The following is a 14667-nucleotide window of genomic DNA, read 5'->3' as shown; positions in this document are numbered from 1 at the left end:
CAAACGAAATTGATTCACCAATCAATGAGCATTAGGAATGGATCATGAGTGTCCAGCGCCGCCTTTTGCCCAACATCAGCGCCCTTGCCGCCTTCGAGGCTGTAGCCCGGCTCGGCAGTTTCACCGCCGCCGCCCAGGAGCTCGATCTGACCCAGGGCGCGGTCAGCCGCCAGATCAAACTTCTAGAAGATCAGTTCGGCCGCCGGCTGTTCGAACGCGACAGCCGCAATGTCAGGCTGTCGACATCGGGCGAGATCTACGCCGAGGCGGTGCGTTCAGCACTTGGGCAATTGCGTGACGCAGCCCTTGGATTGATGAGCAATCGGCATAGTGGTATCCTGAACCTTGCCATTTTGCCGACCTTCGGCACGCGCTGGCTGATGCCGATGATCCCCGATTTCGTCGAAAACAATCCCGATATCACCATCAACTTCGTCACCCGCGTCGGCCGCTTCGATTTCGCCAGGGAGAGGCTGGATGCCGCCATCCACTACGGCCTGCCGGATTGGCCGGAGGCCGACTCGACACTGTTGGTGCGCGAAACCGTGGCGCCGGTCGTGTCGCCCGAATTCCTCGCCGGCCGCGCCATCGCCTCAACGGCCGATATCGGCCGCCTGCCGCTGCTGCACATGGCGACGCGTCCTGGTGCCTGGACAGAATGGTTCGAGCATCAGGGCCTGAGCGCGCCGACCGGGCCCGGCATGCAGTTCGAACAGTTCGGCACCGCCGCCCAGGCCTGCATGGCGGGGCTCGGCGTGGCGCTGCTGCCGTTGATCCTTATTGCAGGCGAATTGCAGCGCGGCCAGCTGGTGCCGGCGCCAGGCCAGCCCATGCAAAGCCGCAGTGCCTACTATCTCATCGTCCCGCACGACAAGCGCGGCCATCCGCCGGTCGCCAGTTTTCGCGACTGGCTGCTGGGTCAGGTCGCACGTCAAATTTGACTTGGCCGGTTTATCAAAAATTGATAATATTGGATAAAGCGAAAGGAGAGACCATGCCTGCAAGCTACAGCATCGGCACCCGCTATGAGACATTGGTTCGCGAGTTGGTGGAAAGCGGCCGCTATGCCAGCGCCAGTGAGGTTATGCGCGATAGCCTGCGCCTGCTGGAAGAGCGCGAAGAACAGCGCAAGGCAAAGCTTGCTGCGTTGCGCGCGGATATCCGCAAAGGCGTGGAAAGCGGCCCAGGTATCTCTGCCGAAGAGGTATTTCAGCGGCTGGAAGCAAAATACCGCGGCGGAAAGCCGTGAACTATGGCGGTCATATTTGCGCCAGCCGCCGCGCAGGACGTCGAAGAGATCAGCGACTACATCCATGCTGAAAATCCGGCTGCGGGTCGGCGCTTCATTGCCGCGCTCAGGGAACGCTGTAGCCGCATTGCAGACGTGCCGCATGGCGGCGTCCCCCGCCCGACCCTATGGCCCGGCCTGCGCTCCTTTGCATTTCATCGCTATGTTATTTTCTACACCAACGACGGCGATGAGGTGCGTGTCGAGCGCGTCTTGCATGGTGCCCGCGACATCCCAACTATTCTTGAGGGAGGACAGCCACTCAATGGCTCTTGAACTCCACGCCTCCCTGTCTCGTTGGGCTGGAACACTCATAGGGCTCGTCGCAGAATAGCTACTTTCGCTTCAGCGCATCCGCCAAAGCAGCACCGAACGCTCCCTGTTGCGCCGGCCGCTCCGGCTGGCGTTGCTGGGGTGCCGGCGAACGTGGTGCCGGCCTGCCGCCACCATTGTCGCGCGGTCCGCTGCGCGGTGCACCGCCCTCGCCGCTATCCTTGCGCATCGAAAGGGCGATGCGCTTGCGCTTGATGTCGACGTCCACGACCCGCACCTTCACCACGTCGCCGGCCTTGACCACCTCATGCGCATCCTTGATGAACCGATCGGCCAGCTGCGAGACATGCACCAGCCCGTCCTGATGCACTCCGATATCGACGAAGGCGCCGAAGGCGGCCACGTTGGTGACCGTGCCTTCCAGCAGCATGCCGGGCTTCAGATCCTTGATGTCGTCGATGCCGTCGGCGAAGGTCGCCGTCTTGAAGCCTGGACGCGGGTCGCGGCCGGGCTTTTCCAGCTCCGCCAGGATATCGCGCACCGTCGGCAAGCCGAAACGCTCGTCGACGAAGACGCGTGGGTCGAGTGCCTTGAGCGCGGCACTATCGCCCATCAACGACCGCACATCGCGCCCGCAGGCAGCGACGATCTTCTTCGCCACGCCATAGGCCTCCGGATGCACCGACGAGGCGTCGAGCGGCTCGCTGCCATTGGCAATGCGCAGGAAGCCGGCGGATTGTTCGAAGGCCCGAGGTCCGAGCCGCGGCACCTTGAGCAGGTCCTTCCGGCTGGCGAAGGGCCCGGTCGCATCGCGATGCGCAACGATCGCGTCGGCCAGCGATGCGCCCAGACCTGAAACGCGCGCCAAAAGCGGCGCCGAGGCAGTGTTGAGATCGACGCCGACGGCATTGACCGCGTCCTCGACCACCGCTTCCAGCGAGCGGCCGAGCCGGTACTGGTCGACATCGTGCTGGTACTGGCCGACGCCGATCGATTTGGGTTCGATCTTGACCAGTTCGGCCAGCGGATCCTGCAGCCGCCGGGCGATCGAGACAGCGCCGCGCAACGACACGTCGAGGCCGGGGAATTCCGCCGCCGCCGTCGCCGATGCCGAATAGACCGAGGCGCCGGCCTCGCTGACGATCACTTTCAGTGGCTTCGGCCCGCCATCCGCCGGCATGTCGGACAGCATGTCGGCCACCAGCTTTTCGGTCTCGCGGCTGCCGGTGCCGTTGCCGATCGAAATCAGCTCGACCTTGTGCAGGCGGATGAGCTTGGCGAGTTCCGCCTGCGTGCCACGCACATCGTTTCTGGGCGGAAATGGATAGACCGTCGTCGTTGTCAGCACCTTGCCAGTGCCGTCGACCACCGCCACCTTGACGCCGGTGCGGATGCCGGGGTCGAGCCCCATCGTGGCGCGCGAGCCGGCGGGAGCGGCCAGCAGTAGATCCTTGAGATTGCGGGCAAAGACGTGGATCGCTTCCTCCTCCGCCCGCTCGCGCAGATCGCGCATCAAATCGAGCGTCAGATGCAGCGACAGTTTTATACGCCAGGTCCAGCCCGCCACCTCCATCAGCCATCTGTCACCCGCAAGGCTGCCGCCGATGGCATAGGCATTGGCGATCATCCGCTCGACCGGCTTCACCGGGGAGGTGTCATCGGCATCGACCTCGATGTCGAGCGACAGCACTTCCTCGTTGCGGCCGCGCAGCATCGCCAGCGCGCGATGGCTCGGCACATTTGCCCAACGCTCGACATGGTCGAAATAATCGGAGAATTTCGCGCCGGCCTCCTGCTTGCCGTCGACCACCCTGGCCCGCATGAAGGCGCGCTCCTTCATGTAGCTGCGCAATTTGCCGACCAGATCGGCATTCTCGGCGAATTGTTCCGACAGGATGTCACGCGCGCCCTCGAGCGCCGCCTTGGTATCGGCCACCTCTTCGCTGACATAGGCCAGCGCCAGTTCGGCAGGCACCAATGAGCGGTTCGCCAAGATGGCTTCGGCCAGCGGCCCCAGCCCGCGCTCCCTGGCGATCTCGGCCTTGGTCCGGCGTTTGGGCTTGTAGGGCAGGTAGATGTCCTCAAGTTCCGCCTTGGTGGTGGCGGCGACGATCTTGCCTTCAAGCTCCTCGGTCAGCTTGCCCTGTTCGCGGATCGAGCCAAGGATGGTGTCGCGGCGCGCGTCGAGCTCGCGCAGATAGGCAAGGCGTTCGGCAAGATCGCGCAATTGCGTGTCGTCGAGCCCGCCGGTGACTTCCTTGCGGTAGCGCGCCACGAACGGCACTGTCGCGCCCTCATCGAGCAGTTCGATCGCCGCGGCCGCCTGTTCGGGCCGTGCGCTGATCTCGGCCGCGATGATGGCTGCAATGCGCTTGATGTCGGATGCCATGTCGTTCCTGCTCTCATCCAAAGAGCGGCGACCATAGGCGCAGACGTCCGGCCCGCCAACCGCCGCGCTTCGATCAGCCCGGCGGGTCCACAGGAAAGCGTGCGCCAATGTGGCGATCGCGGCGCGCCTAGATCAGCCGGCTCAGCGCCTCGAAGAACGCGACGATCTCGATATCGAGCGGATCGTCGACAGGCTCCGGCTGCGACGACATCTTGGCGATCACCACTTCGGTCCTGGGATCGACATACAGCCACTGGCCATGGATACCGATGCCGCAATAGGCGCCGTTCTCGTGTCCAGTCTGGTACCATTTGTTGCGGTAGCGGCCCTTGGGAAACAGTGGCAGCATCGCGCCGCGCTGCCAGGCGTCCGCACTGCCGCCAGTGCTGGTCGTGTCGCGCACCCAGGCTTCCGGTACGATGCGGCGGCCATTGGCCATGCCACCTTGCCGCATCATCTCGCCGACACGCGCCAGGTCGCGCGGCGTCACCGAAATGCCGCCGGCCGTGCGCGCCGTGCCCTCCATGTCGACGCCGATCGAGGCTTCGCTGACAGCGCCGAGCGGCAGCCACAGCTTCTCGCGCATCAGGTCGGTGAACCGCTGGCCCGACGCACGCTCGAGCAGCAGGCCGAGCAGGTCGGAATTGGGCGAGCGGTAGCGGAAGGTCTGGCCATGCGGCTCTGCAAGGCGTTGCAGGGTCAGGATGAATTCGCGCAGGCTCTCCGTGCCGCCGCCCGGATTCCACAGCGTGGCACGGCGATAGCGGGCGAAAGCACTTTCCGGATCGAGATAGGCTTCCTCGAAATCGAGACTGACGCTCATATCGAGCACATGCCGCACGCTCGCATCGCCATAGGCCGAGCCGGCGGCTTCGGGAATGTAGGCCGTCACCGGCGCTTCCGGGTCGAACACCCCCTCGCCTTCCAGTATGCCGGCAATGATGGCGGTCAGCGACTTGCTGATCGAAAAGATGATGTGGCGGGCGCCGAAATCCATATGCGGCGCGAACCAGTCGCCGACGATCCTGCCGCCTTTCATCACCGTCAGTGCGTCGGTGCTCGAACGTGCGAGAAAATCAGCCACTGTCTCCGGTGTGCCGGCGATCGCGACCTTCTCGCCGAGCAGGCCGCCCATATCACGCACGGGGGTTTCGACAACGCCCGACTTCGCCGCCACCCGGGCGGTCGGCACCAGTTCGCCGAGATTCTGGAACGACCACCGGTTGAACGGGTTCTCGCGCCAATTGGCGAGCACGACCTGGTTGCGCCGGAAGCCATAGCGGGTCTCGAACACGGTTTTGCCGGTCATGGCGTTTCCTTCCGGGTCGTTTCTTCTTTGTGGGGGCTCAGCGAAGCGCCGTGGCGATAGCGTGCACGGCTTTCAGCGTCGCTATGGAATAGGCACCATTGGCGAAATCCGGCCAGGTCGAAAGCTTCACCACGACCATTCCGGTGTTCCAGTCGATATGGATCATCTGACCGAACACGCCGCGGCACATCAGTGCGCGCGAGCGCGGGTCCTCGATCCAGAACTGGTTGCGATAGCTGCCCTCCGGCAGGCTGGGGCTGAAGTCCGGCCCATGCCTGCCGTTGCGCGTGTCCTCGACCCAGCCGGCCGGCACGACGCCGCCACCATTGTCGAGGATCAATTGGCCGAAGCGGCCATAATCGCGCAACGTTGCATTGAAGCCGCCATCGGCCACCGCATAGCCGGCGCTGTCGACGGTGAAGCAGGCGCTTTCGTCGGCGCCGAGCTTTTGCCAGAGTTCTTCCGAAACCAGTTGCGGCAGCCGTTTGCCTGTCACCCGCTCCATGATGAAAGCAAGCACGTCGGTCTCGATCGAGCGGTATTCGAATTGAGCCCCGTGCGGGCGGATCGTGTCCTTCAAGCCCAGGATCAGCTCGAACATGTGCGAGGGCCAGCGAAAATCCGGATCGCTGCCCGGCGGCACCGGCTTCCAGCCGGTGGCGACATCGACTTGGCCGATGTCGGAATAGCGGTCGGTATATTCCTCGGAGAAACGCACGCCGCTCGTCATGTCGAGCACATGCTGCACATTGGCGCCGGCCCAGCCGGTGGCGCCGAGCTCCGGCAAATAATCCGTGACCGGCCTGGCCGGATCGATCAGGCGGCGCCCGACCAGTATGCCGAATACCGAACCGGTGACGGACTTGGCCATCGACTGCGACAGGTGCAGCGTGCGCTCACCCATGCCGTTGAAATAGCGCTCATAGGCGATCTTGCCGTCCTTGAGCACCAGAAAACCGTCCGTATAGGTCTCGTCGAGCAGCCCGGCGAGTGTCGTCGGCTTGCCCTCGCTGTCCTCGACCGCCAGCCCGTCAAGATCGACCTCGGCGCGTTCGAGACGGCGGCGATGGCCGTTGCCGCGCCAGACTTCGGCGGTCGGCAGAATTTCACGGATGTGCTGGAACGCCCAGCGGTTCCATGGCGGCCGGTCCCAGTCGAGCTTCGGCGGCACCATGGCGGGCGGCGAGCCCTGCATGATCGGCGGCCGCGGATCGCTGTTGCGATAGGAGTCCATGAAAGGCCATTCCCGGAAAAGAAAAGACCCGGCGGCATGTGCCGCCGGGTCTCTCATGCAGCGATTACTTCTGCAGTTCGGTCCAGATCTTGGTGTAGAGTTCCTGCGTTTCCGGCGGGCACATCTTCTGGAATTCGCCTTTCGGCTTGGCATCGGCCGGAATGACGACTTCCGGCGCATCCTTCATGTCCGCCGGCATGTATTTGTCCGAGCCGGTGATGGCGTTGGCATAGCGGTGGAAGGCCGAGAGGCCCGCCGCGTTTTCCGGATCCATGATGAAGTTCTGGAACAGCTTGGCATTGTCGACGTTCTTGGCTTCCTTCAGAACGACGACGTTGTCGCTCCACAGGCCGAAGCCTTCCTTCGGATAGTTGTAGTGGATGGCCGGATTGGCCAGCCGCTGGCGCAGTGCCGAGCCGTTCCAGTCGCTGGTCGCCTTGAAATCGCCGGCGCCCATCTTCTCGATGGTGTTGTATTCCATCGCGATCCAGTTCGGCTTGGCCGCCACCAGGAGGTCGCGCACCTTCTTCAGCACCGCCTTGTCGTCGGTGCACTGCTGGCCGCCGACATATTTGATCGCCGCGAAGATGACGTCGCCCATCTCCGGAACGACGTTGACCTTGCCCTTCAGCTCGTCCGGCGTGTTGAAGACGATGCCCCAGCTGTCGGCCGGACCCTTGTAGGCATCGGTGTTGACGACGACGCCGATCGTGCCCCAGGCCCACGGCACCGAATATTTGCGGCCCGGATCGAACTCGGGATTGGCCCATTCCGGCGCGACGTTCTTGAAGTTCTCCATCTTGCCCGGATCGGTCTCGAGCAGGAGACCTTCCTTGATCCAGATCGGCACATAGGTCTGCGACGGCACCGCGATGTCGAAGCCGGTGCCGCCCTGGCGAACCTTGGCCAGCGCGGTGTCGTTGGAATCGTAATCGGTGATGGTCACCTTGACGTTGTATTTGGCTTCGAACTTCTTGATCACGTCGGGGCTGGTGTAGTTGCCCCAATTGTAGATGTTGAGCACGCCGTCGGCGCGGGCCAGGCCCGTCGAGGCGAGCAACGCCAACCCCATGGCGGTTGCTGTTGTCTTCCAGTTCATGGTTTTAACTCCCATTTTTCGGTTCAGTCTCGTTTCCTGCTGACGAAGAAAAACAACGTGACGATGGCAACCGAGAGCAGCAGGAAGGCGGTCGATATCGCGTTGATCTCGGGTGTGATGCCGCGGCGGATCTGGCCGAGCATGTAGGTGGGCAGCGTGTCCTGGCCGCCCGATTTGACGAACTCGGTGATGACGACGTCGTCGAGCGAGATGACGAAGGCCAGCATCAGCCCGGCCAGGATGCCGGGCCACAGAAGCGGCAACGTGATGCGCCGGAACGTCTTCCAGGGCGTCGCGTAGAGGTCGGCTGCGGCACGCTCCAGCGTCAGGTCCATATTCTCAAGCCGCGCCCGGATCGGCAAATAGGCAAAGGGAATGCAGAACGCCGTGTGCGCGGCGACCAGATAGCCGATGCCGGAATAACCGGTGAAGATCTTGATGCGCGAGAAGAAGATCAGCAGCGCCACGCCGGTGACGATCTCGGGCACCATCAGCGGCTGGTTGATCGCCGCATACTTGAAGGTGAGGCCGGGATAGGACGCGGTGCGGGTGGTGGCGAGCGCCGCCATAGTGGCAAAGATCGTGGAGAGCACCGCCGCGATGGAGCCGATCTGGAAGGAACGCAGCGTGGCATCGACGACCTGCGTGTTCTGCCATGCCGACTGGAACCATTTCAGCGAAAAGCCGCCCCATTCGGAGGTCGAGCTCGCCGCGTTGAAGGCATAGATGACCAGCACGATGATCGGCAGATACAGCACGATAAAGCAGGTCGCGGCGATCGCGCTGAATCCTGGCTGGTGCTTGATGGAAAAGTTCTTAGCCATGACGCACCCCCGACTTGCCGGCATTGCGCACATAGGCAAGCAGCGCCACCATGACGATGATCATGACGGCGATCGACAGCGCCGAGCCGAGTGGCCAGTTGCGGCCCTGCCCGAACTGCAATTCGATCAGGTTGGACAGCATCATGTTCTTGCCGCCGCCAAGCACGCTCGGCGTCACATAGGCGCCAAGCGCTGGAATGAAGACCAGGATGGAGCCGGCGATGACGCCCGGCTTGACCATCGGAAAGATAATCCGCCGCAGCACCTGGAAGCGCGTGGCGTAAAGGTCGTAGCCCGCCTCGACCAGCCGGAAATCGAGCTTTTCCATGCTGGCGTAGATCGGCAGCACCATCAGCGGCAGGTAGACATAGGCCATGCCGATCAGGATCGCCGTGTCGGTATAGAGGATCTGGATCGGCGCCGAGATGATGCCGAGCTTGAGCAGCATCGTGTTGATGATGCCTTCGTTGCGGATGATCTGCAGCACCGCGAAGGTGCGGATCAAAAGGTTGGTCCAGAACGGAATGGTGATCAGGAACAGCCAGAGATCGCGGGTCTTTTCGCTGCGCGTCGCCATGAAATAGGCGGTCGGGAAACCAAGCACCAAGGTGGCGATCGTCGTCACCACCGAGAGCTTGATCGAGCGCAGGAAGATGGTGACGTGGGCGGCGGCGATCGAAAGCGTGTCGTCGAAGATATCGCGTTCCAGAAACACCGCTATCCAGGCTTCCGGCGAGAACTGCCACTTCACGTCGCCATAGGAGCCTGGCGTCAGGAACGAGTAGACGAGCACGATCAGCAAGGGGCCGGTCGCGGCGAGGAAAATGACCAGCAGCGCTGGCGCTGACAAAAGCCAGCGGTCGCGGACATCGCGCCGCTCCGCTGCCTTGGCGACTTCTTCCGCGGTCGCCATCGTCAGTCCTTCAGGACCTGGGCGGCATCGCTGCCGATGAGGATGCCGACCGCGTCGCCCTTCTCGAAACCGCAGCCCGCGCTGCGCGTGTTCTGCTGGCGTACGGTGAAGAGTTCGCCGCTGTCGAGATGAACATGGATGTGGGTGTCGGTGCCGAAATAGACGATATTATCGACCCTCCCCGACAGTTCGCCCTTGGCCTTGGTCAGCTTGGCGTGTTCAGGCCGAACCACGACCGTGGCATTGGGCTTGGGCTGGAAACCCTGGGCCACGGTCGCCTCGATGGTCGCACCGGACTTGAGCGTGGCGCGCGCCTTGCCGTTGGCCATCTCGCTGATGGCGGCCGTCAGGAAGTTGGTTTCACCGATAAAGTCGGCGACGAAGCGTTCGGCCGGCTTGTCGTAGATATCCCAGGGCGAACCGACCTGGAGGATCTTGCCCGATGACATGACCGCGATGCGGTCGGACATGGTCAGCGCTTCTTCCTGGTCGTGGGTGACGAAGATGAAGGTGATGCCGGTCTCGTGCTGCAGCCGCTTCAACTCGATCTGCATCTCCTTGCGCAGCTTGTAGTCGAGCGCCGACAGTGGCTCGTCGAGCAAAAGCACCTTCGGCTGCGGTGCCAAGGCGCGGGCCAAGGCCACGCGCTGCTGCTGGCCGCCGGAGATCTGGCTGGTGCGACGACCGGCGAGTGCCTCCATCTTGACCAGCTTCAGCATCTCGGCGACGCGCGCCTTGATCTCGGCCTTCGGCTTACCCAGCATTTCCAGGCCAAAGCCGATATTGTCGGCGACCGTCATGTGCGGGAACAGCGCATAGGATTGGAAAACGGTGTTGACCGGCCGTTTGAAGGGTGGCAGCGGCGCGATGTCCTGGCCGTAGAGCAGGATTTCACCGGCGGTTGGAAAATCGAAGCCGGCGATCAGCCTGAGCAACGTCGTCTTGCCGCAGCCGGATGGCCCCAGCAACGTGAAGAATTCGTTCTCGCGGATAGATACCGAGACCGTGTCGAGGGCAGCCACCTGCCCCTCACCTGATCCGAAAATTTTGCTGACGTTTACTACTTCAATCGCATTCCGATCCGGTTTGTCCGGCACGATTACGCCTCACTGTTGACCCCGCTCTTGCTGGCGGAGCTCTTCCCCTGTTCGATGTGACCACATGGCCGGTGGGTTGGCAAGCCCGGCATTGGGTCACAGTTCAGTCAGTCATTGAGGCCTGCAAGCCCCATGCCATAGTCAGGCCTGATAGGTGATCTTGCCGCCGCAAATCGTCGTCACCGGCCGCACCTTGTGCAGATCGGCCGGGGCGGTGTTCTCGATATCCATCGACAAAACCACCAGATCGGCCATGTAGCCCGATCTCAGCGTGCCCTTGCGGTGCTCGGCGAATTCGGCGTAGGCGCCCTCGATCGTGTAACCGGCGATCGCTTCATGCAGCGAGAAACTCTGGTCCGGGTCGCTTTCTGCCCATGGTTTGCGCAACACTGCCGCCTGAATGCCCAGGATCGGATCGATCGGCGACACCGGCCAATCGGATGCGAAGACGACATGCGCGCCGGCATCCTTCAAGGTCCGCCAGGCATAGCTCAGCGGCCAGCGTGCCGGCCCGATGCGCGACACCGTCGGCTCCAGCGGAAAATCCATGGCGCCGGGCGGATGCGGCGGTTGCATGGAAGCAATGACGCCGAGTTCTGCGAAACGCGGCACATCCGATGTGGTGGTGACCTCGATGTGCTCGACCCGGTGACGGCTGTCGCGCTTGCCGTTCGCCTTCTGCGCCGCCTCATAACCGTCCAGCACCGCGCGCACCGCGCCGTCGCCGATCGAGTGCACGGCGATCTGCAGCCCGCGCCTGTCGGCCGCGACGGCCAGATCGATGAATTGTTGCGGCGTGAACAGCGGCTCGCCCACCCAGTCGGGCCGGTCGGCGTATGGCTCGACCATGACAGCTGTCCAGGAGTCGAGCACCCCGTCGTAGAACACCTTGACCATGCCCGACGACAGCCATTCGCTGTTGTAGCTTTCGGCCATACCAGATGCCTTGTCGAGCAAGTCGAGCGTCATGAAATTCTTGTAGTGGAACGGGATCTTGACGCGGCAGGGCAAGCCTTCCTCGGCTTCGATCTCGGCCAGCAGCTCAAGCTGGTAGAGGTTGCCGTCCATGTTCTGGATCGAGGTGATGCCGTGGCGGGCGCACCAGGCGAGCCCGCGCCGCATGATGTCGCGGTCGGCGTCCCGCTCGGCCGCCGTCGGCATCGGGTCCGGCTCGCCGCCGGTCGACAGCCCCAGCCGCACCCGGCTTTCGCCGGCAAGGTCGAGCACCGGGCCAAAGGCCTCGCCTTCGCGCAATTCGCCGGCGGCCAGTCCATCGTCACCCATGACAATCTCATTGCCAGGGCCGAGCGTGCGCCCCTGCAGGATGCCGGCCATTTCCAACGCCTTGGTGTTGGCCCACATGGTGTGATGGTCGGGCGCCGCCATGCAGAACGGACGATCGGGCAAAATGGCGTCGAGGTGATGGCGCGTCACGCGCTCGCTGCCGAGCACGGTGTAGTCGACGCCTTGGCCGACCAGCATCTTCGCGTCGGGCCGGGTAGGCGCATAGTCGCGGATCGCCTTCTGCAGCGCCTCGAAGCCATGGATACCGGTGAGTTGAAGGTGGGCAAGTTCAGCCCCGCCCGAAAACAGATGCATGTGGGCTTCGATGAAACCCGGCAGGACGGAGCCGCCCTTGGCGTCGATTACCTTGGTGGCCGGTCCCTTGAACTCTTCGATGGAGGCGCGGCTGCCGATGGCGATGATTGCGCCGTCCTTGACGGCGACGGCCTCGGCGGTGGGATTGTCGTCGTCGATGGTCAGTACACGACCATTGATGACGATCAGATCCGCATTGTGACCTGCACCTGTGACAGACATCGCGACTCCGCGCTTTTGACGACTGACTGAGACCGACAACCTCTTGGCCAACGACCTGCCACTCCACCGGAGCGGCGCCATGGGACGAAAAAGAATGCCAGCGCGCTGTCTTGGAAATTCCCCTTGTCATCCCAAGAGGCAGCGTGGATAAAGAATGCGACTGATTATTCGCGTTTGTCAACATACCGAATCTGGAATGTATCGTGGACAGCAAGCTCCCACCATGTTGAGACCGGGCGGGGAACGAGGACATCGGACGGTGAAGCGCAGTCTCGACCGCAAAACCAGGATAGCGCTCGAACCGCGCAAACAGCCGCGGCAAAAACGCTCCAGCAAGATGGTCGACCGGATTCTCGACGCAGCGCTGGTCTTGACGCGGGAGCAAGGAACCAAGACGCCGACGACGCTGGCCATTGCGCAGCGCGCAGGCTTGTCGGTTGGTTCGATCTACCAATACTTTCCCAACAAGGAAGCCATTCTTCTGGACCTCGCCCGGCGCTGGCTGTCATCCTTTCCCGAGGTGATCGCCAAGCGTATCAAGGTCGCCCCGCCCACCAACCGTGAAGAGTTTCGGCAGGAAGTGCGCAAGCTCTTCATCGACACGTCCAGACTCTACCTCGAAAACGCCAGCCTGATGCCGGTGATCGAGGCCATTTCAGGCAACGCCGACCTCAGGCCGATCCAGAACGAATATGACGAGCAGATCATCGCGCTCTACGCCGCATGGCTGCAGCATGTGAACCCGGCGCTTGAAGACAATGTCGCCAGCCGGCTCGGCGTGCTGATGATGGACGTCGGGCACGCCTGCCGGCTTGTCGGGCTGAAAAGAGACCGCAAGACATACGACCTCATCGAGGACGATGTGGAAAGAATGTGGCTCGCTCTGGTGAGCCCTTATCTCAATCTTGAATCTTGACTGATTTCGCACTTCGAGAGGAATTTATGAAGACTGTTTTCTCCCCCCTTCACGCCGGCCATGCCGGTCAAATGGAACTGGTCACATCAGCCATCGTGCCGGGTTTCGAAAAGCCATCGAGGGCCGAATTCATCAAGGCACGGGTCGAAAGCGAGAAACTGGGTCCCATCATCGCGCCGCACGAACATGACCTCGCCGCCGCCAAGCGCATCCACAAATCAGACTATATCGACTTTCTCCCGACGGTCTGGCCGCAATGGCTGGAAGCAGGCCTCACAGGCACGGCGATGCCCTTCACCTGGCCGACGCGCGGCCTGCGCGGCGACGTGCCGCCAAAGCGCGTCGACGCGCTGCTCGGCTATTATTCCTTCGATGCCGGCGCCACTTTCGTCGAAGGCACGTGGGCCGCGATCAAGTCTTCCTACGACGTAGCGCTGACCGCCGCCGGCCTGCTCAAGGATGGCGAGGCTTCCGCCTTCGCGCTCTGCCGTCCACCCGGCCACCATGCCGGGGCTGGCTTCATGGGCGGCTATTGCTACATCAACAACGCCGCCGTCGCCGCGCAATGGTTCCGCGACCACGGCGCCAAACGCATCTCGATCCTCGATGTCGACTACCATCACGGCAACGGTACGCAGGAGATCTTCTACGACCGTGCCGACGTCCAGGTGCTCAATCTGCATGGCGATCCGATGGTCGAGTACCCGTTCTTCCTCGGCCATGCCGACGAACGCGGCGCGGGTGCCGGCGAAGGCTTCAACATCAATTATCCGATGCCCTTCGGCACCGACTGGGATGCATGGAACGCCTCGCTCGAGGATGCCTGCGGCAGGCTCGCCGCTTATGCACCGGATGTCGTCATCGTCTCGCTGGGTGTCGATACGTTCGAGAAGGACCCGATCAGCCAGTTCAAGCTGAAGACGTCTGATTATCCCAAGATCGGCCGCCGCATCGCCAGGCTCGGCCTGCCGACGCTGTTCGTCATGGAAGGCGGCTATGCCGTCGAGGAGATCGGCATCAACGCGGTCGGCGTGCTGACCGGGTTCGAGGATCGGTAAATGCCTGTCGTCCAGGAGCATCTGGCGATTTTGGGACAACGACAGGCATAAGCAAAGGACCACCGGGACCGGGCGGCAACATCGCCCGGCTCCCACTATCGGGCCAAGGCACCAGCCTTCGGCACAGCAACCGGCGCGCCCGTCTGTCCAATGCTCCCGACCCTGGCGAAATCGACCAGCCGCCGAGGTGGCCGGCGAAGATTTTCGCGTCCCGGTCTTCTGTCCAGGGCGCGAAAACCGACTTGTGAGTCGCACATGAGTCCACCGGATTCGATTTTGTCAAATCGCGTTTGATGTCAGATTCAACTGCGGGTAGATTAGACCCGAATCAGCCGGTCCTGGGGGGCGCGGCGACCACCCAAAGTCTTTTGTTCCGGAGCTTTTCCGGCACCAGACGCGGACGGCTTCGCGTTCCCTGAATGGATTCGGGATTTGGTTCGGTGCAG

At 62.8% G+C, this 14667-nt stretch carries 13 protein-coding genes; 5 read left to right on the top strand and 8 right to left on the bottom strand.

Features of this window, described 5'->3' with window-relative positions:
• Positions 1-44 precede the first annotated feature (44 nt).
• Genes A9K65_RS10335 through A9K65_RS10325 form a run of 3 tightly spaced genes read left to right on the top strand, consistent with a single transcriptional unit; the run spans position 45 to position 1564 of the window.
• Positions 45-941 carry a LysR family transcriptional regulator gene (locus tag A9K65_RS10335; RefSeq protein WP_064995651.1) on the top strand — a complete coding sequence of 299 codons (897 nt, stop codon included), beginning with the start codon at positions 45-47 and terminating at the stop codon, positions 939-941.
• A 53-nt stretch (positions 942-994) separates the two neighbouring features.
• Complete coding sequence (locus A9K65_RS10330) at positions 995-1249, top strand: type II toxin-antitoxin system ParD family antitoxin (RefSeq protein ID WP_064995650.1); 255 nt, start codon at positions 995-997, stop codon at positions 1247-1249.
• 3 nt (positions 1250-1252) lie between these two features.
• Entirely contained in the window at positions 1253-1564 is a 312-nt protein-coding gene (locus A9K65_RS10325; RefSeq protein ID WP_064995649.1) for a type II toxin-antitoxin system RelE/ParE family toxin, read from the top strand.
• 58 nt (positions 1565-1622) lie between these two features.
• Here A9K65_RS10325 and A9K65_RS10320 read toward each other — a convergent pair whose 3' ends face one another.
• The 8 genes from A9K65_RS10320 to A9K65_RS10285 all read right to left on the bottom strand — a co-directional run bounded on the left by A9K65_RS10320 (position 1623) and on the right by A9K65_RS10285 (position 12247).
• Positions 1623-3950 (bottom strand): Tex family protein, encoded by a 2328-nt coding sequence (locus A9K65_RS10320; protein WP_064995648.1) that lies wholly within the window; start codon positions 3948-3950, stop codon positions 1623-1625.
• 127 nt (positions 3951-4077) lie between these two features.
• Positions 4078-5259: a serine hydrolase gene (locus A9K65_RS10315; RefSeq protein ID WP_064995647.1), complete on the bottom strand. Its 1182-nt coding sequence runs from the start codon at positions 5257-5259 to the stop codon at positions 4078-4080.
• Between the two features lie 37 nt (positions 5260-5296).
• Positions 5297-6493, bottom strand: coding sequence for a serine hydrolase (locus A9K65_RS10310; RefSeq protein WP_024502675.1), 1197 nt, complete (start codon positions 6491-6493; stop codon positions 5297-5299).
• 64 nt (positions 6494-6557) lie between these two features.
• On the bottom strand, positions 6558-7592 hold the full coding sequence (locus A9K65_RS10305) for an extracellular solute-binding protein (RefSeq protein ID WP_027161445.1): 1035 nt from the start codon (positions 7590-7592) through the stop codon (positions 6558-6560).
• Positions 7593-7615: 23 nt separating this feature from the next.
• Entirely contained in the window at positions 7616-8416 is an 801-nt protein-coding gene (locus A9K65_RS10300; protein WP_013529816.1) for an ABC transporter permease, read from the bottom strand.
• On the bottom strand, positions 8409-9329 hold the full coding sequence (locus A9K65_RS10295) for an ABC transporter permease (protein ID WP_013529815.1): 921 nt from the start codon (positions 9327-9329) through the stop codon (positions 8409-8411). The genes A9K65_RS10300 and A9K65_RS10295 overlap by 8 nt, the downstream gene beginning before the upstream one ends.
• A gap of 2 nt (positions 9330-9331) precedes the next feature.
• The gene (locus A9K65_RS10290; protein WP_013529814.1) at positions 9332-10426 is read right to left on the bottom strand and encodes an ABC transporter ATP-binding protein; all 1095 of its coding nucleotides are present in this window, start codon (positions 10424-10426) and stop codon (positions 9332-9334) included.
• 141 nt (positions 10427-10567) lie between these two features.
• Positions 10568-12247 carry an amidohydrolase gene (locus A9K65_RS10285; RefSeq protein WP_064995646.1) on the bottom strand — a complete coding sequence of 560 codons (1680 nt, stop codon included), beginning with the start codon at positions 12245-12247 and terminating at the stop codon, positions 10568-10570.
• A 154-nt stretch (positions 12248-12401) separates the two neighbouring features.
• Here A9K65_RS10285 and A9K65_RS10280 point away from each other — a divergent pair, with 154 nt between their 5' ends.
• Both A9K65_RS10280 and A9K65_RS10275 read left to right on the top strand, forming a co-directional pair.
• Entirely contained in the window at positions 12402-13163 is a 762-nt protein-coding gene (locus A9K65_RS10280; RefSeq protein WP_245322020.1) for a TetR/AcrR family transcriptional regulator, read from the top strand.
• Positions 13164-13189: 26 nt separating this feature from the next.
• Entirely contained in the window at positions 13190-14221 is a 1032-nt protein-coding gene (locus A9K65_RS10275; RefSeq protein WP_024502679.1) for a histone deacetylase family protein, read from the top strand.
• Positions 14222-14667 lie beyond the last annotated feature (446 nt).

This window comes from Mesorhizobium sp. WSM1497, assembly GCF_001672455.2.
GTDB classification, from domain to species: Bacteria; Pseudomonadota; Alphaproteobacteria; order Rhizobiales; family Rhizobiaceae; genus Mesorhizobium; species Mesorhizobium ciceri.
The sequence above is the reverse complement of the archived record's forward strand: the minus strand, read 5'-3'. Positions and strand labels throughout refer to the sequence as shown.